The organism is Anaeromicropila populeti, from assembly GCF_900112775.1.
GTDB lineage: Bacteria > Bacillota > Clostridia > Lachnospirales > Lachnospiraceae > Anaeromicropila_A > Anaeromicropila_A populeti.
On sequence record NZ_FOYZ01000021.1, the window covers coordinates 31,967 to 51,481 of the forward strand.

The following is a 19,515-nucleotide window of genomic DNA, read 5'->3' on the forward strand; positions in this document are numbered from 1 at the left end:
CCAGTGGTAACACCAACACCAGTGGTAACACCAACACCAAGTGCATCAACTGAACAAGATGACTGGCTTTATACAGATGGAAGCAAGATTTACGATAAAGATGGTAAAGAAGTGTGGATGACTGGTATTAACTGGTTTGGATATAATACAGGAACAAATATATTTGACGGTGTATGGGCAACCGATTTAAATGAGGCTCTGGAAGCTATTGCCGATCGTGGTTTTAACTTATTAAGAGTACCTATGTCCAGTGAAATAATTTTAGCATGGGAAAATGGAGAATATCCAAAACCATGTTATAACGACTATATTAATGACTATTTAAAAGGTATGAATAGTTTAGAAATATTTGATTATGTAATCAATCAATGTAAGAAAAATGGTATTAAAATTATGATAGACATCCACTGCGCAACAAATGCTGCTGGACACTATTATCCAGTTTGGTATAATGAGCAGGTTTCAGAAGCAGATTATATTGAATCCTTGCGCTGGATGGCAGAACGTTATAAAAATGATGATACTATTATCGCATATGATTTACAAAATGAGCCACATGGTACAGCAAATTCAGCAATCCGTGCAATCTGGAATGATTCCACAGATCCAAATAACTGGAAGTATGTTGCGGAAAAAGCAGCAGCAGCTGTATTAGGAGAAAATCCAAATGTATTGATTATGGTAGAAGGTATTGAAATTTACCCAATGGATTTGGTGAATAACAGTGACTTCCATTCAACAAATGGAAAAGAGTATTATGGAACATGGTGGGGAGGAAACTTAAGAGGAGTAAAAGATTTTCCAGTTAACCTTGGCCAGTACCAGAATAAATTAGTATATTCACCACATGACTACGGTCCAGCTGTATTTATGCAGACATGGTTTGAAAAAGATTATACAATGGAAACTTTATATGATGACTGCTGGCATGATAACTGGTTCTACATCCAGGAAGAAAATATTGCACCACTGTTAATTGGTGAATGGGGTGGATTTATGACATCTCCAAACATTAAGTGGATGACTTATTTACGTCAGTTCATTATTGAAAACAAAATCAGCCACACATTCTGGTGCTTTAACGCAAATTCAGGAGACACTGGCGGATTAGTAGGATATGATTTTAAGACTTGGGATGAAGAAAAGTATGCATTTGTAAAAGAAGCATTATGGCAGAAGAATGGTAAATTTGTTGGTCTTGATCATCAGATTCCACTTGGAAATAATGGTATTACAATAAGTGAATATTAATTAAAAACAATACAGGGTATTCCGTAAAAGCGGAATACCCTGTTTCGATCGTGAGGGGTTTGGCAGAGGGTACGGAAAGATTTTCCTCATATGTGGTAAATATATGGCGTTGATTTTTTTTGTAATATTTGATATCATATTTTTGTAGAAAAAAATAAAAAAATGTAAATTACAATATGTCTTATATAGAAAAGGTGGGCAAAGATGAAGTGGGAAAAGAAAAAGAGAATAAGAAAATTGGTATATATTACGATGTTATGTACCATCTTATGCACTGGACTGCTTTTCACACTGAAAGGCCAGACTGTTGCATCAGGGACAACTAGTTTTACGAAACGAATTGGATATGTAACAACAACTACGCTAAATGTAAGAAAATCGGCGTCAACATCAGCTGCTATTGTTACACGATTAAGAAAATACAAAGCTGTGATTGTAATTGGTGAGATGAAAACAAGTAAAATCAGCTGGTACAAAATTTCTGTACTTGTAAATGGGAAAAGACTATATGGATATGTAGCAAAGCAATACATCAGATTATACAAAACAACTGTAAGCAATCAGACATATACATTAGCTAAGATAAATAAGAAATCAGTTCCTTTATACTTGACGGCTAATAGTTATGATAGAAAAAGAACCATTCTACCCATTAATAAGCAGGTGATTATTTTAGGAAGTCTTACTGTGAATTCTGTGAAATGGTCCAAAATTACTGTAGTGGTATCAGGAAGAGGAATGAATGGGTATGTACCAACAAAGTATCTGACTAATTTGAAAGCAACAGCTGCAAATACAACTAGTATAACAGCATATACGAATACAACTGTAATAGCAAGGAAAATTGCTGCAACGTTTTCAAAGAAAACAGCATCAATTGCAAATGATAAGAAGGTTACAATAAAAGCTTCACTTGTTGTAGAAAAAAGAAAATGGTACAAATGTACTTTTGTGTCAAATGGAAATACGGTAACCGGATATATTTTGCAATCACAAGTGACTATTTCTGGTGAGGCAGGATTTTCTGAACAATTAAGTAAGTTTCCAGAGAGTTATCATAGTTACTTGGAAGCATTACATGAAAAGTATCCAAACTGGAGTTTTGTTGCAGTAAATACAGGCTTAGATTGGAATGAGGTTATTTCACAAGAGAGTAAATTTGGACGTAATGTAATTCAAAGTAATCTGCCCAATGGAGGGGGAGTGGGAACCTACAGCGCGCCATTTTCTTATTTATCAACAGAACCAGGTGCATACAGCTGGTCAACCGATAAATATACATTATGTGATGGAACCAATTATTTTACAGCAAAGGATTCCGTCATTGCCTACTACATGGATCCAAGAAATTCATTAAATGAGAACTCAATTTTTCAATTTGAAACATTGAGTTATGATGCTGCACAAAAGAGAAGTGTTGTTGCTAATATACTATCCAATACTTTTATGAGTGGAACCTATCGAGTAGTAGATTCTTTATCGGGTAAAACGGTATCAGGTTCCTATGCAGACACGTTTATGGAAGCAGGAGAAAAGGCAAATGCCAGTCCATATTTTCTTGCTGTCAGAGTAAAACAGGAGGTAGGTTTAAATGGTAGTGGCTCTGTATCGGGTACGTATTCTGGTTATCAAGGATATTACAATTATTACAACATTGGTGCAAATGATAGTGCCACTGGCGGCGCGATTGCTAATGGGTTAAAATACGCCAGCAGCGGGACTACCTACAACCGCCCATGGACAAATCCATATAAGGCAATTCTGGGTGGTGCAGAGTATATAGCAGCAGCTTACATTAATAAAGGGCAGAATACATTATATACACAAAAATTTAATGTGGCTTATGAACCATATTATGTACATCAGTATATGACAAATGTTAAGGCACCAAATAGTGAAGCAAGGCTTACCTTTCAGTCGTATCAGTCTATGGGAATTGTAAGTGATTCATTTGTTTTTTATATTCCAGTATATAGCAATATGCCGTCAAAAGCATGTTCTCTGCCAAAAGAAACAGGAAATCCAAATTCTTATTTGAAATCACTTACTGTAAAAAATGGAAGCAAAAATTTATTGCTGACGCCAACTTTTAAGTATACAACAACTGACTATACTATGATTGTACCAAATCAGGTGAGTCAGGTAACAATTGGTGCGGAAGCGGTTAGCAAATATGCTGGAACAAGCGGAACAGGAACGTTTTCCTTAACGGCTGGACAAGCGAAAACAATTGACATATTATGTACGGCACAAGATGGAACAAGTACGAAATATTCTATTCGAATCGTACGGCAGCCGTAGAACCGTAAAGAGATATTATTAAAATCAGGGAGGGCATTATGAGAAGAAAACACTATTTGATTATTCCGTTATTTGTAATCGTGATTTTAGCTGGACTACTATTCGGAATGAGGAGTATGGCGAAAGAAGTGGAAATTGTTTTAACGACAGAAAAGGAAGAAGTAAAAAAAGGCGATGAGTTAACAGTACTTGTTGAGGTAAATAGTGAAACAAAATTGAAAGCTGTTTCAGCCTATATATCTTATGACGATACAAAATTAGAGTATGTAAAAAGCGAAAGCAGCAGTATTATTGGGGCAGCAGGTGTTTTACAGCTGGAAGATACGTTTATAGAAGGAGAAGTCCATAAAAGCTATGAAATTACAATGAGAGCGTTAGATACAGGGATTTGCGATTTTGAAATCTATGATAGCGTAATGGAAGAGTTTGAAGAAAACCAGGTGTTGAAAATGACTACAGCACCAGCGCGTGTTACAATAGTAGAAAACCAACAACAGTCTTCTGAAACAAGGTTACAGGAGCTGCTGGTATTTCCAGGGAATTTGGAAGAAGAATTTTCACCAGACAAATATTCGTACACTATGATTGTAGAAAAAGAGGTAAAGGAATTAATATTGTCAGCTTATCCAATGGACGAGTCAGCTGTTGTAGAAATTGAGCAGGATGGTGCATTAAAGGAAGGTGAAAATCAGATAAAAATAGTAGTAACATCCCTGGCAGGAACCATATCGGAATACAATATCACTGTAATCAAATAAATGAAAAATGCTGGTGCAACTACAGTTGCACTGGCATTTTTCATTTTTTACTCAAAAGTAACAGTAATACTAAACAAAAAATTTAATATTACTCTTGCAAAATAAAAGGATTTCTTGTATACTTAGTAAGATTGTTAATACATGTAAAGGAGGAACTTGGGGTGAAGCAACTTTCGCAATATGATACGCCGATTCATCAAGCGTTAGAAGAACAAAAACATAACCGACTGGCTCATTTTGATGTTCCAGGTCACAAAGGTGGCAGGGGAAATAAAGAGCTAAAACATTTTCTTGGTGAGGAGTGCATGCGGTTAGATATGAATTCTATGAAGCCGCTGGACAATTTATGTCATCCTGTGTCTGTAATTAAAGATGCACAGCGTTTGGCAGCAGAAGCATTCGGAGCAGATGAAGCATTTTTCATTGTAAATGGAACAACGGCAGCCGTTCAAGCGATGATAATGTCATCCTGTAAAGCTGGAGATAAGGTTATTATGCCAAGAAACGTACATCGAAGCGCCATAAATGCGTTAGTTGTTTGTGGAGCAATACCTGTATACATCAATCCTGGAACCAATAAACAACTAGGCATTCCTCTTGGAATGTCAGTTCAGGATGTGGAGACAACTATTTTGGAAAATCCAGATGCAAAAGCTATTCTGGTAAATAACCCCACGTATTATGGGATATGCTCAAACCTAAGGGAAATTGTAAGAATTGCACATCAGCACAATATGCTTGTGCTTGTAGATGAGGCTCATGGGACACATTTCTATTTTCACGAAGGACTTCCCGTTTCTGCTATGGAAGCAGGGGCAGATATGGCAGCTGTCAGTATGCATAAAACAGGTGGTTCTTTAACACAAAGTTCCATTCTGCTGACAAAAAACAGTGTGAATGGAGATTACGTCCGACAGGTAATTAATTTAACACAAACTACAAGTGCGTCCTATCTCTTACTGTCCTCTTTAGATATTGCAAGAAAAAATATGTATTTAAACGGAAATGAAGCAATTGCCAAAACAATATATTTTGCTGATTATGCAAGAAATGAAATAAATAAACTAGGTGGTTATTATGCATTTGCAGAAGAACTAGTAGATGGAGATACTGTATATGCTTTTGATACTACTAAATTATCTATTTTTACAAGAGATATCGGATTGGCCGGAATTGAAGTATACGATCTTTTAAGAGATGATTATGGGATTCAGATTGAGTTTGGGGATGTAGGAAATATTCTTGCTATTATCTCATCAGGAGACAGAAATCTGGAAATAGAACGATTAATTTCTGCCCTGTCAGAAATAAAAAGATTGCATGAAAAAGATAAAGCAGGTTTATTTGACCATGAATATGTAAAGCCTAATATTGTAATGGCTCCTCAAAAAGCATTTTATAGCCAAAAAAAATCAGTTCCACTAAAAGAGAGTAATGGAATGGTCTGCGGAGAATTTGTTATGTGTTACCCACCAGGAATTCCCATTTTGGCACCTGGGGAGCTGATTACGGAGGAAGTTTTAAGATATATTTTATATGCAAAAGAAAAGGGATGCTTTATGACTGGTACAGAAGACATGAAGATCGAAAATATAAATGTAGTGGAGGGGTAGCAATGGAATTTTGGTACAGTGATAAACATACAAAGGAAGTTCAGCTTTCCATGAAAATTAAGCACCAAATTGTAAGCCATGAAAGTGATTTTCAACAGATTGATATTTTAGAAACTTATGAGTATGGCAAGGTGCTTGTACTGGACGGAGAATTAATGATTACGGAAAAGGATGAATTTATTTATCACGAAATGATTTCACACGTATCTATGGCTGTTCACCCACATGTAGAAAATGTACTGGTAATAGGCGGCGGAGATGGTGGAACTGTAAGGGAATTAGCAAAATATAAGACCATTCATCATATTGATTTAGTAGAAGTGGACGAGGACTTAGTGAATTTATGTAAAAAACATTTTCCAACTACAGCGCTTATGATGGAAGATGAAAGAGTATATATTTATCACGAAGAGGGATTGCGTTTTGTCAGGTCCAGACAGGAAGAGTATGATTTGATTATTGTGGATTGTGCAGATCCCTTTGGACCAGCAGAAGGATTATTTACAAGAGAATTTTATGGAAACTGCTATAAGGCACTTCGCAAAGATGGAATATTAATTAATCAGCATGAAAGTCCATTTTACAGTGAACATTCCCAGACTGTGCAGAAAGCACATAAGCATATTACCGCAGTATTTCCTTTAAGCACAGTATATCAGTGTCATATACCGTCCTATCCGTCAGGACACTGGCTCTTTGGGTTTGCATCAAAGCACTACGATCCGATTCGGGATTTGAATGCGGAAAAATGGAACGCACTGGAGATACCAACCCATTATTATAACACAGATTTACACAAGGGAAGTTTTTATTTACCAAACTACGTAAAGGAGTTGCTCGGAACAAATGAATAAAAATATTCATACTTTTATTGGCTGTGACAACAGCTATGAAGATAGCAGAATTGTAATATTTGGAGCACCATTTGATAGTACTACTTCATTTCGGCCAGGAACCAGATTTGCCAGTGCTGCCATTCGGAACGAAAGCTTTGGAATTGAAACGTATAGTCCTTATCAGGATAAGGATTTGCTGGATTACAATATATTTGATGCAGGAGATTTGGAACTGCCATTTGGTAATCCAGAACGGGCTTTACATGATATTGAAGCGTTTGTTTCTGAAATTTTAAAGGCAGAAAAAGTACCCTTTATGATTGGCGGAGAGCATTTAGTAACATTAGGTGCCGTCCGCGCAGTTGCAAAAAAATATGAGGATCTGCATATAATTCATTTTGATGCCCATGCAGATTTAAGAGATGATTATTTAGGAGTAACCTTATCTCATGCAACTGTTTTAAGAAGATGTCATGAAATTGTAGGGGATAACCGCATTTTTCAATTTGGAATACGAAGTGGCGAGAGAGAAGAATTTTTATGGGGAAAAGAACATGTAACTACATGCAAATTTAACTTCGCTTCATTAGATGAGATTGTAAAACAGTTAGCCGGTAAGCCGGTATATTTTACTTTGGACTTAGATGTGCTTGACCCTTCTGTGTTCCCTGGAACAGGAACGCCAGAAGCAGGCGGGGTTACGTTTGTCGAACTTATGGAAGCTGTTTCAAAGCTTTCAGCACTTAATATAGTAGGTCTTGATATGAATGAGTTATCACCTGTTTATGATCAGACGGGAGCATCTACAGCATTAGCGTGTAAGTCATTACGTGAAATATTGTTATATATAAATCAGTAAGAGAAAAAGTTGACTATTGAGGATACAGGAGGAATGAAAGATGGGAAGAGCGTTAATTATTGGTGCTGGTGGAGTAGCCAGTGTGGTAGTTCATAAATGCTGCCAGAATAGTGAAGTTTTTGAAGAAATCTGTATTGCCAGCCGAACTAAATCAAAATGTGATGCGTTAAAAGAAAAGCTGGGCGGTGGCAAAACGAAAATCACCACAGCAAAGGTTGATGCAGATAAAGTGGAGGAATTAGTTGCATTAATAGAAGACTATAAACCAGATATGGTAATTAATGTCGCACTGCCTTATCAGGATTTGACGATTATGGATGCCTGCCTGCTTACCAAAACAGATTATATGGATACTGCTAATTACGAGCCACTGGATACTGCAAAGTTTGAATACAGCTGGCAGTGGGCATATCGCCAGCGTTTTGAAGAAGCAGGAATTACAGCACTACTTGGCTGCGGATTTGATCCAGGTGTTACAGGTGTTTTTTCAGCTTATGCAATGAAGCACTATTTTGATGAAATACATGAAATTGACATTTTAGACTGCAATGCAGGGGATCATGGGTATCCGTTTGCAACTAATTTTAATCCAGAGATTAATATTCGTGAGGTTTCGGCCAAAGGAAGCTATTGGGAAAATGGACAGTGGGTTGAAACAGAACCAATGGAAATAAAACGTGTCTATGATTTCCCAGAAATAGGTGAAAAGGACATGTATCTGCTCCACCATGAGGAACTGGAATCTCTTGGACTGAACATAAAAGGAATTAAAAGAATTCGTTTCTTTATGACATTTGGGGAAAGTTATTTGCGTCACTTAGAAGTACTAAAAAATGTGGGAATGACATCCATCGAACCAATTGAATTTGAAGGAAAACAAATTGTACCTTTACAATTTTTAAAGGCAGTGCTTCCTGATCCGGCTTCGTTGGGACCAAGAACCAAGGGGAAGACAAACATTGGATGTATCTGTAAAGGAATCAAGGATGGCAAGGAAAAAACATATTATGTTTATAACGTGTGCGATCATGAGGAGTGTTATAAGGAAGTTGGTTCACAGGCAATTTCCTATACAACAGGCGTTCCAGCTATGATTGGAGCTATGATGGTAATGACAGGCCAGTGGAAAAAACCAGGTGTATACAATGTAGAAGAATTTGATCCAGATCCATTTATGGATGCACTAAATAAATGGGGACTGCCTTGGAAAGAAAGCTTCCAACCAGACTTAGTAGAGTAGAAGTGGTGAGGAAAAGGAATGCGGAACATAGATTTAACAAAACTCCCAACGCCATGCTATGTTGTGGACGAGACTTTATTAAAACAGAATCTTGAAATACTAAAAAGTGTTATGGAACGTACAGGCTGTAAAATTTTATTGGCACAAAAAGCATTTTCCATGTATTCCCTGTATCCTATGATTGGTGAGTATTTAAGTGGAACGACAGCCAGTTCTTTGTTTGAGGCAAAGCTGGGTTATGAGGAAATGGGAAAGGAAACCCACATTTACAATCCTGCCTATCGAGAAGATGATTTTGAGGAAATCCTTCAAATTTGCGATCATATTGTATTTAATAATGTGAAACAGTGGAAGCTGTTTCGAGATAAGGTGAAACAGAGCAACAGAGAAATTCAATGCGGCATAAGGATTAATCCAGAGTATGCAGAGATAGAAACGAATATGTATAATCCTTGTTTTGAAGGCTCCAGGCTGGGAACTACACTTGCAGATTTTGAAGAAGGTGGTTTTGAAGGTATTGACGGACTTCACTTTCATACAATGTGCGAGCAAAATGCAGATGTACTTTGGCGTACCTTACAAGTTGTGGAAGAAAAGTTTGGGAAATACCTGCATCAGTTAAAATGGATAAATTTTGGCGGTGGTCATCATATTACCAGAAAAGACTATGACATTGAGCTATTGATAACATGTATTATGCATATGAAAAATAAGTATCAGGTGCAGGTATATTTAGAGCCAGGTGAGGCAATTGCATTAAACACAGGATACCTTGTTTCTACTGTTTTAGACACGTTAGAAAATGGAAGAAGTCTGGCAATACTAGATACTTCAGCAGCTTGTCATATGCCAGATGTATTGGAAATGCCGTATCGCCCTAATATTATTCATTCTGGACAACCAGACGAAAAAAGGTATACTTACCGCTTAGGTGGTCCAACCTGCCTGGCAGGAGATGTGATAGGCGATTATTCGTTTGATGACCCACTGAAAAGAGGGGAAAAACTGGTCTTTTGCGATATGGCTATTTACAGTATGGTAAAAAACAATACTTTTAACGGAATTAACCTTCCGGCAATTTTGATACAAAGAGAAAATGGTGAGATAGAAATCGTAAAACAATTTAATTATGAAGATTTTAAAGGGCGGCTTTCGTAAAAGGCTGTCCTTTATTTTTTTGGTAAAAGAAAAAGCGACAATACAATTTGTTAAAAAATGTAATATTATTATTTCTTAAACAGAATAATAGCAAATGAACCACTTTCACATCGACAACTAATAATTGACAAAAATGTAAATAATAATTAAAATAAGGATAAAAACAACCAATTATAGTTGGGGTGAAATGAGGCAGGTACATAGAATGAAAAATGACAAAAAAAACACACTTAGTGGATTTGCAGGAATAAATTCAGGAGAAATTGAAAATTGTTATACGGATATAAAAATTAACAGCAAAAAACAAAAAAGTGGTTTTTGCAGCTTAAACTTAGGAAAAATTACAAAATCCTACTATCTAAAACCATCTGGTAAAAAGGAAGATAAAAAAGTAGTATCAGATGAGTTGGGAAAAGCAAAGGAGGAACTGAGTGAGGAATCATTAAAAAATTCCGACTGGGACTTAGAAGAGATATGGAAAATAGAAAATGGTGTTCCTGTGTTACGAAATCAATGTATTTCTGCTGAAATAGAGGAATCAGATATGTACGTTGAAATAAGCACTGCACAACAGCTGTTTGAGGTAGCAGCCAAAGTAAACACCGGGGACATACAATATCGGAAGGGACATTTTATCTTAACAAAGGACATTGATCTACAAAAGAAAAAATGGATACCTATGGGAATTAATGAACTAACACCATTCTGTGGCTCCTTTGATGGAAATGGCTATGAGATTTCAAATTACATAGTATCAGGTGGTAAGGCTGAAAATGCAGGATTTTTTGGATATTTAAAAAATGCAGCAATCAGAAATCTGCAATTGCAGGGAACGGTTACAGGCGGAAAATATACAGGAGCTTTGGCAGGTGTAAATGACGGAGGAGCCATTAGCTGCTGCTTTTCCAAATCAAAGGTCAAAGGTAAGTTTTGCGTCGGAGGTCTGGTAGGAAAAAATGGTGGTACGATTCAAAAAAGCTATTGTGGCGGAATAACTGCTGCACAGCATTCCTGGAAATTTGTCGCAGGAGGTGCAGTCTGTCTGGCAGGGGCAGCAGGCGTTGCCGCCAGTGTTTGGATTCATGGAAATAATCAAATAAGCAGACCAGCATATTACCCACCTGTACCAATTAGTTCAGATGCTAAAATGATAAAAGGTGATAATGATACCCCAAGGCTTGGAGAAAATAAAGTTGCCTTTTCCTTTGCTACTGAGGTGAAATGCAATAAAGGCGATGGTAAAGCGCAAATTAATTTTGAGAATCCAGGCCGATCCAGTCATCATATTGTAGTCCAGCTTCAGATTACTGATGCAGAATTAATAAAGGTAATAGGAAAGAATGGACGAACACCAGAGGATCAAAAAGAACTAGAAGACAGTGGACAGTATAGTGCGGAAAACATGCGAATTGTCCTGAGCGAAAGTGGGACAATTCCCCCAGGTTATAAAATGGATACCATGGAACTGTCTTCATTGCCAGACGGAACGGTTTTACCAGATGGCACTTATAACGCAATCGTATATTTAATTCTATATGATGTACAGACCAATGAAAAAGCAATGATCAATTCTCAGACACCGGTGAAATTGGTAATTGGAAAGAAGAAAAAGTAGATATTATAATTCTTAGGAGGTAGGTTGTATGAAGAGACAAAGGAAACTCGTAGTAGCAGCGTTAATATGGGCATTGATTATTACATCTGTTCAATTTGTACCAGCAGCAGGGGTGAAAGCAGCAGATACGGAAGGGTCATGGATTGATCCTGGCAATTACACAAGAGGATGGTATGACAGCACAACGGGAAAAGACATTTATGGCAATGCAGGAACAGAAGAAGACCCTTATGAAATCAAGTCAGAAAAGGATTTTGCTGGACTATCCTATTATTCTAACATTGTAACTACCGATAGTACCAGTACTACATTTGGTGGAAAGTATATGGTAGTCACTGTGGATAAATTGGATCTGTCGGCTCATTACTGGTATCCAATCGGCGCTATTACAGATTTTAAAGCTAATTTTGAGGGAAATGGTGTTGTGATCAGTAATGTATACATAGGAACAGAAAGTAAATATGAATCCTGCGGAAAGGTCGGGGTATTTGGAAGTTCCTTTGGAAATGTAGCCAATATAGGAGTGGAGAATTGTGTCGCCTATTCCAATAGTGGTAATGCAGGGGGATTCATAGGATATCATGGAAGTGGAAATGTTAGTAACTGTTATGTAAAAGGAAGCATTAACAATTCTAGTGCCAATAGCTATGTAGGAGGATTTATCGGTTACAAGATAAATAGTGCAAGCACACTTGAAAACTGTTATGCTGGTGTTACGATAAACTCAAGCATTGCAACGTATCATACAGGAGGTTTTATTGGATACTCTTTGGGAGGAACCATTCAGAATTGTCAGGCTACTGGAAATGTGACTACTAAAAATACACAGTATTCCGTTGGAGGATTTATTGGACGTATTGATGCAGGAACCATTACAAACAGTTATGCAACAGGAAATGTATTGGCTGTAAGTAACTGTAGCTTAGGAGGCTTTATAGGAAATGCATCAAATGTAAAGACAGTAGATTGTTACGCAACAGGAAATGTAGTTACAGGAAATTCATGTCACGCAGGAGGCTTTATTGGTGCATTTCGTATATGTAATGCATTTAACTGTTATGCGTTAGGAACTGTAACGGCTGGAACTAGTAGTAATGTTGGTGGATTTGCAGGTTTTTGCTGGAATAATAATAATAGTTATTACAACTATAGTTGGAATGCATCAACCTATCCCACTTCAATGAAGTTTGAAAATTGTTATGCTGCCGGATCCACTGTAGGGGGAAGTGAAAGTAATGTTGGTGGATTTGTGGCAAGAGCCCCTCAATATGGATATTCCACAATTACATATAAGAAGTGTTTTTGGAATAATGGGGTTCGTCAATCTTTAAATGGTGTGGATAGAGCTACCGCAGAAAAACTAGGAATTGGTGATGGAACTGAGTGCAGAACGATTGTAGATGTAGCTAAAGCTTATATGCAGTCAGCAGAATTTGTTTCAGATTTAAATGAATATGTAAAGGAGAATACGCCTGCATACCATCAATGGGAAATAGCGAATACTGCTAATGGAGGTTATCCATATCTTTTAGGTGTATATAGTGGTGATGTGACATTAGTAGGAAACAGCACAAAAATTTCTTTTAGTGGTGATGGAGAAGCAAGTCAGACCATGAATGTTTACGGCACTATGATTTTTCCAGAAATTCCAGAGGATGAGGAAGAGCCAGCTGAAATTAATGTGGAATTAGAATGGGGAACAATGGAGTATGTATATACATCTGGAGAATATGACAAGGAGAAGAAGGCATATCTGGATGGAACCTGGGCACCAAAGCAGGCTGGAGTAACAGATAAAATAACAGTGTTAAATCATTCCCTTGTGGATATTGGTACACAGTTCTTTTTTGCACCAAATACAGGAGGCGAAGGAACCTATGCCAATCTGTCAGGTCAGTTTTATGATTCTGCAAACCAGCTTATCAATGCACCAGTTATGATTGCAAAGAAGCAGGCTGAAACGGATTCAGCCATACCAGGGTATAGTTTCTTATCCATTGGCGGAATACCAGTAATTAAGAAAAATGTTGTAACACCAGAAGTTATTGGTAATGTGACTGTAACGATTTATAAATCTTCCACTTCAGAAGAACCAGAAGTAAGTGCAACCCCAGAAGTAAGTGCAACCCCAGAGGCAAGTGCAACCCCAGAGGCAAGTGCAACACCAGAGGCAAGTGCAACCCCAGAAGTAAGTGCAACACCAGAGGCAAGTGCAACCCCAGAGGCAAGTGCAACCCCAGAGGCAAGTGCAACACCAGAGGCAAGTGCAACACCAGAGGCAAGTGCAACCCCAGAAGTAAGTGCAACACCAGAGGCAAGTGCAACCCCAGAGGCAAGTGCAACCCCAGAGGCAAGTGCAACACCAGAAGTAAGTGCAACACCAGAAGTAAGTGCAACACCAGAAGTAAGTGAAGAACCAGTGGCAAGTGAAAACCCAATTGAATATCAAGAACCAGAAGAGAGCTGGGTACCGGTGGTAAGTGAGACGCCATAAAATAATAAAAAAAAAGACTTTCAACAAAATGTCATTTAGCAGGACATTGGACTTGAAAGTCTTTTTTTATGTGATAGGAAATTGCTTTGCATTTCCTATCACATAAAAAGCACCCTAGAAAACAGGGTGCAGGATGATGCACACGTGCGGGTAAGGAATATTGTGGATAAAGAAGTGCCTGTACAAATAGAATGGTAAAAAAAGTAAATACTGATTGACAAAATTGTAAATAAATGGTAATATCATACTCGTAACATATAGTATATGTTTTACGTAATGAAGTAGAACTATGAAATGAAAAGTACGAGGAGGTTATATTTTGAAGATGCAGAAAAAAGGATTTGTTATTATGTTAACATTGGCTTTAATTCTTTCATCCATTCAAGTTTTTCCAGCGATGAAAGTAAAAGCAGCAGAAACAGAAGGCTCATGGCTTGACCCAGGAAACTATACAAGGGGTTGGTATGATTCCACGACGGGAAAGGATATTTATGGAAATGAAGGAACGGAAACAGACCCATATGAAATCAAGTCAGAAAAAGATTTGGCAGGCTTATCTTATTACTCTAATATTGCTTCAACAGATAGCAGCAGCACAACCTTTGGTGGTAAATACATTACTGTAAAAAAGGAAAATCTAGATATGTCAGCTCACTATTGGTATCCAGTGGGTGTTATTACAGCCTTTAAGGCAAATTTTGAAGGAAACGGTGTTGTAATCAGCAATGTATACATAGGCAAAGAAAGTAAGTATGAATCCTGTGGATACGTTGGTTTGTTTGGCAGTGCCTATGGAAATATAACTAATGTAGCAATGGAAAATCTGGTGGCATATTCCAGTAGTACTTATACAGGAGGATTAATAGGACGTTATGTAAGTGGTAATGTTGTGAACTGTCATGTAAATGGCAGTATTACATGCAGTGCAGGAGGCTACATAGGCGGATTCATTGGATATAAGACCAATAGTACTGCCACATTGGATAACTGTTATGCAAATGTCTCGATTTATTCAAAGGCAACCAGTGCAAATGCAATCGGTGGATTTATCGGCGATTATCGCGGTGGAACAATGAGCAACTGTTATGCACAGGGGGGAATTGATTCATTAGCTACATCTGGGAAAGTCGGTGGTTTTATTGGCTACTATGCAACAGGTACTGTTAGTAACTGCTATGCGTCTGGAAATGTTTCAACTAAAAATACTTCTGGTTCTGTAGGAGGATTTATTGGACAAGCAGATGCCATTACCATCTCTGGCAGTGGTGCAGCAGGAGATGTAACAGCTGTAAGTGGAGTATATATCGGAGGGTTTATTGGATATTCAGCAAATGGAAAGCAGACAGAATGTTATGCAACAGGTGACGTATCAACAGGAAAAGGAAGCTATGCAGGTGGCTTTGTGGGATGGACTTCTTTAAATAGCGCATATAACAGCTATACAACAGGAAAAGTAACAGCAGGGACAGGAAGTTATGCAGGAGGTTTTGTAGGATATAATCAATATGGCAGTAGTACAGTAAGTATGTATTATCAAAACTGCTATGCAGCAGGTGCTATCATTGGTGGAAGTTATGTAGGAGGCTTTCTTGGATGTCATTATTATTCGTATAGACCAATAGAGTTTACAAAATGCTTTTGGAATAAAAGTGCCAGACAATCGTTAAATGAAATTGATCGATCAATCGCTGAAAAATTAGGATTTGGTGATGGTACAGTGGTAAGAACCGTTGTAGCAGTGGAAGAATCTTATATGAAGTCAGCAGAGTTTGTAGCAGATTTAAATGAATATGTAAAACAAAATGCATCCACTTATCAAAGCTGGATTAGTATGGAAGGTGTTAATTCGGAATATCCATATATTAGCGACGTTTATAATACTATTGTAATCAAAGAAGGGAACAAAACAATTGTAATTCCTGATGGAAAAGAAGCAAGCCAGAGCATGAATGTTTATGGAACAATGATTTTCCCAGAAATTCCAGAGGATGAAGAAGAGCCAGCAGAAGTTAATGTGGAATTAGAATGGGGAACAATGGAATACGTATATACCTCTGGAGAGTATGATAAGGAAAAGGAAGCTTATCTAGATGGAACCTGGGCACCAAAGCAGGCAGGGGTAACAGATAAAATAACTGTTCTAAATAATTCACTTGTGGATATTGGAACACAGTTCTTTTTTGCACCAAATACAGGTGGCGAAGGAACTTATGCAAGTTTGACAGGACAGTTTTATGATTCTGCAAACCAACTTATTAATACACCAGTTGTTATAGCAAAGAAACAGGCAGAAACAGATCCAGCCATACCAGGTTATAGCTTCTTATCTATTGGTGGAATACCAGTTATTAAGAAAAGTGTTGTGACACCAGAAGTCATTGGTAATGTGACAGTAACCATTTATAAATCTGCAACTTCTGAAGAACCAGTGGTAACACCAACACCAGAAGTAAGTGAAGAACCAGTGGTAACACCAACACCAGAAGTAAGTGAAGAACCAGTGGTAAGTGCAATACCAGAAGTAAGTGAAGCACCAGTAGTAAGTGCAACACCAGTGGTAAGTGCAACACCAGTGGTAAGTGCAACACCAGAAGTAAGTGCAACACCAGAAGTAAGTGAAGAACCAGAGGTGAGTGCAACACCAGTGGCAAGTGAAGAACTAGAAGCAAGTGAATTACCAGAAGTAAGTGTATCATCAGAAGTAAGTGAAGAACCAGTTGTGACACCAACACCAAGTGAACTATCACAATAAACAAATAAATATACTATAGTAAAAGGTAAAAAGCAGGGCAATACGCTCTGCTTTCTTGCGTTAGTAAAAATACATTTTATATTAATGATTCCTAATGTGCAGGTTTTAAAAAAGTATACAAGTTTTGAAAAAAACAGCATAGAAATGATTTAGAAGGACTTGCGTTATAAAAAAGTGCTTCATTAAATTATAGGGAGGTTTTATTGTGAAAAAACTAAAAAATGGATTTGCATTTATGATGGTACTGGTGCTAATGATTTCGTCAGTTCAATTTGCTCCAGTATCAAAAGTAAAGGCAGCAGAAACAAATGGTTCTTGGGTTGACCCAGGAAATTATACAAGAGGATGGTTTGATATTACAACTGGAAAAGATATTTATGGAAATGAAGGAACAGAAGAAGATCCTTATGAAATAAAGTCGGAAAAAGATTTGGCAGGTTTGTCATACTATTCTAATATTGCGTCTACAGACAGCGCAACAACAAACTTCATAGGAAAATATATTACTGTAACAAAAGAAAAACTTGACTTATCGGAGCACTATTGGTTTCCGATAGGTACAGTTACAGATTTTAAAGCAACATTTTTAGGAAATGGAGTAACGATTAGCAACGTATTTATGGGAACTGCAAGTAAATATGAATCATGTGCAGAAGTGGGCTTATTTGGGACAACATATGCTAATATAAATGACATTAAAGTAGACAATCTGATTGCATATGCTTATTGTTTACATTCAGGAGGGTTAGTCGGTTACTGTGGGAGTGGAAAACTTGTAAATTGCAGTGTAAAAGGCACATTAATAAATTCCTATCCAGGAAGTTACATAGGAGGTCTTATTGGACAGGCAAATGTATCTGTTTACAACAATTGCTATGCAGAAGTTAATGTTTCTTCAATAAATAATTCGTATATTGGAGGCTTTATTGGGTATGCAACAAATGCAACGGAGATAGAGTGTTATGCCACAGGAAACATAATAACAGGAATTAATTCTGGCGCAGGAGGTTTTGTAGGAGATTTTACAATTAATAATGCTTACAACTGTTACGCGTTAGGAAATATAACAGCAGGAACAAATAGTAAAGTAGGAGGTTTTGCGGGATATGCACTTTATGGAGGAAGTGTTTCGATAAAGTTTGAAAATTGCTACGCAGTAGGGGAAACAACAGGAGAAAAAGGAAGTTCTGTTGGTGGATTTATTTCTGGACTTCCACAAAGTGGGTATACAACTATTACTTACAAAAAATGTTTTTGGAATGAAACGGCAAAACAAATTGTAAATGGTGAAGTACGAGCTACGGAAGCTAAGCGAGGAATGGGAGATGGATCTATTTGCAGAACAATTGTAGCAGTAAAGCAGGAGTATATGCAATCACAAGAATTTGTGAATGATTTAAATGAGTATGTTGAACAAAATACTCCAAATTTTAAGCAATGGGCATTTGTGAAAGAGGAAAATAAAGGGTTTCCATATATTATTGGTGCGTACAGTGGAGATATAATACTAGTACCAGGAAATGCTACTATAGTAAATAGTGATAAACAAGAAGCAAGCCAGAGCCTGAATGTTTACGGGACTATGATTTTTCCAGAAATTCCAGAGGATGAGGAAGAACCAACTGAAATCAATGTAGAACTGGAATGGGGAACGATGGAATATGTGTATACTTCGGGAGAGTATGATAAAGAAAAGAAATCCTATCTAGATGGAACTTGGGCACCAAAGCAGGCTGGAGTAACAGATAAGATTACGGTTTCTAACAATTCTCTTGTAGATATCGGCACACAGTTTTATTTTGCACCAAATACAGGTGGTGAAGGAACCTATTCTAATCTGACAGGTCAGTTTTATGACTCTGAGGCTCAGTTAATCGCTGCACCAATGATTGTTGCAAAGAAGCAGGACGAGACAGAATCAGCAGTATCAAGCTATAGCTTCTTATCCATTGGTGGTATACCAGTTGTTAAGAAAAGTGTTGTGACACCTGAAATTATTGGTAATGTAACGGTGACTATTTATAAGTCTGGGTCTACAGAAGAACCAGCAGTCAGTGAAGCTCCAGAAGTAAATACAACACCGGTAACGAGTGAAACACCAATAGCAAGCGAAATGCCAGAAGTAAGTGCAACACCAGAGGCAAGCGAAATGCCAGAAGTAAGTGCAACACCAGAGGCAAGCGAAGTGCCAGAAGTAAGTGCAACACCAGAAGCAAGTGCAACACCAGAAGCAAGTGAAACACCAGAAGTAAGTGCAACACCAGAAGCAAGTGCAACTCCAATAGCAAGTGAAGCTCCTGTAGAAAGTGAACAACCAGCAGTCAGTGAGAATCCAATATTCAGTGATGAGCCTGTGCAATAAAAATCAGTTTCATTTATAATAGTAACAGATAATGATTTAGATGCAGAAGAGCAGAGATACGATTCCTGCTTTTCTGCGAAATTATAGAAAATAAATATTTATATTAAAAAAGTTGTTGACAGATGTATTAGACTCTGCTATACTTATCCAAGTCAGCAACAAATTGTCTAAAAAGGTCAAACAAATTAAACAATTTAAAAAATATAAAAAACATGTTGACACACGTCGAAAGATGTGGTAAGATAATCAAGTCGCTTCTGAGAGAAACAAAGACAG

Annotated in this window: 12 protein-coding genes; all 12 read left to right on the forward strand. The window is 37.4% G+C overall.

Annotated features, from left to right (window positions below):
* Positions 1 to 1,251: glycoside hydrolase family 5 protein (locus tag BM305_RS17745; protein WP_143099214.1), on the forward strand; the 1,251-nt coding region annotated here is incomplete at its 5' end.
* A 204-nt stretch (positions 1,252 to 1,455) separates the two neighbouring features.
* Positions 1,456 to 3,552, forward strand: coding sequence for an SH3 domain-containing protein (locus BM305_RS17750; protein WP_092564070.1), 2,097 nt, complete (start codon positions 1,456 to 1,458; stop codon positions 3,550 to 3,552).
* Positions 3,553 to 3,590: 38 nt separating this feature from the next.
* Positions 3,591 to 4,310 (forward strand): cadherin-like beta sandwich domain-containing protein, encoded by a 720-nt coding sequence (locus tag BM305_RS17755; protein WP_092564073.1) that lies wholly within the window; start codon positions 3,591 to 3,593, stop codon positions 4,308 to 4,310.
* Positions 4,311 to 4,471: 161 nt separating this feature from the next.
* On the forward strand, positions 4,472 to 5,923 hold the full coding sequence (locus BM305_RS17760; RefSeq protein ID WP_092564076.1) for an aminotransferase class I/II-fold pyridoxal phosphate-dependent enzyme: 1,452 nt from the start codon (positions 4,472 to 4,474) through the stop codon (positions 5,921 to 5,923).
* Positions 5,924 to 5,925: 2 nt separating this feature from the next.
* A complete protein-coding gene (speE, locus tag BM305_RS17765) occupies positions 5,926 to 6,777 on the forward strand; it encodes a polyamine aminopropyltransferase (RefSeq protein ID WP_092564079.1) in 852 nt (283 codons plus the stop codon).
* Positions 6,770 to 7,618, forward strand: coding sequence for an agmatinase (gene speB, locus BM305_RS17770; RefSeq protein WP_092564081.1), 849 nt, complete (start codon positions 6,770 to 6,772; stop codon positions 7,616 to 7,618). The genes speE and speB overlap by 8 nt, the downstream gene beginning before the upstream one ends.
* A gap of 40 nt (positions 7,619 to 7,658) precedes the next feature.
* Positions 7,659 to 8,858 (forward strand): saccharopine dehydrogenase family protein, encoded by a 1,200-nt coding sequence (locus BM305_RS17775; RefSeq protein WP_092564084.1) that lies wholly within the window; start codon positions 7,659 to 7,661, stop codon positions 8,856 to 8,858.
* An 18-nt stretch (positions 8,859 to 8,876) separates the two neighbouring features.
* Positions 8,877 to 10,016, forward strand: a complete 1,140-nt coding sequence (nspC, locus tag BM305_RS17780) for a carboxynorspermidine decarboxylase (RefSeq protein WP_092564087.1) — start codon at positions 8,877 to 8,879, stop codon at positions 10,014 to 10,016.
* Positions 10,017 to 10,221: 205 nt separating this feature from the next.
* The gene (locus BM305_RS17785) at positions 10,222 to 11,631 is read left to right on the forward strand and encodes a hypothetical protein (RefSeq protein ID WP_092564090.1); all 1,410 of its coding nucleotides are present in this window, start codon (positions 10,222 to 10,224) and stop codon (positions 11,629 to 11,631) included.
* Positions 11,632 to 11,659: 28 nt separating this feature from the next.
* Complete coding sequence (locus BM305_RS17790) at positions 11,660 to 14,125, forward strand: GLUG motif-containing protein (protein WP_092564093.1); 2,466 nt, start codon at positions 11,660 to 11,662, stop codon at positions 14,123 to 14,125.
* A gap of 325 nt (positions 14,126 to 14,450) precedes the next feature.
* Positions 14,451 to 16,877, forward strand: a complete 2,427-nt coding sequence (locus BM305_RS17795; protein WP_242940583.1) for a GLUG motif-containing protein — start codon at positions 14,451 to 14,453, stop codon at positions 16,875 to 16,877.
* 205 nt (positions 16,878 to 17,082) lie between these two features.
* Positions 17,083 to 19,239 (forward strand): GLUG motif-containing protein, encoded by a 2,157-nt coding sequence (locus BM305_RS17800; protein ID WP_092564099.1) that lies wholly within the window; start codon positions 17,083 to 17,085, stop codon positions 19,237 to 19,239.
* Positions 19,240 to 19,515: the final 276 nt, after the last annotated feature.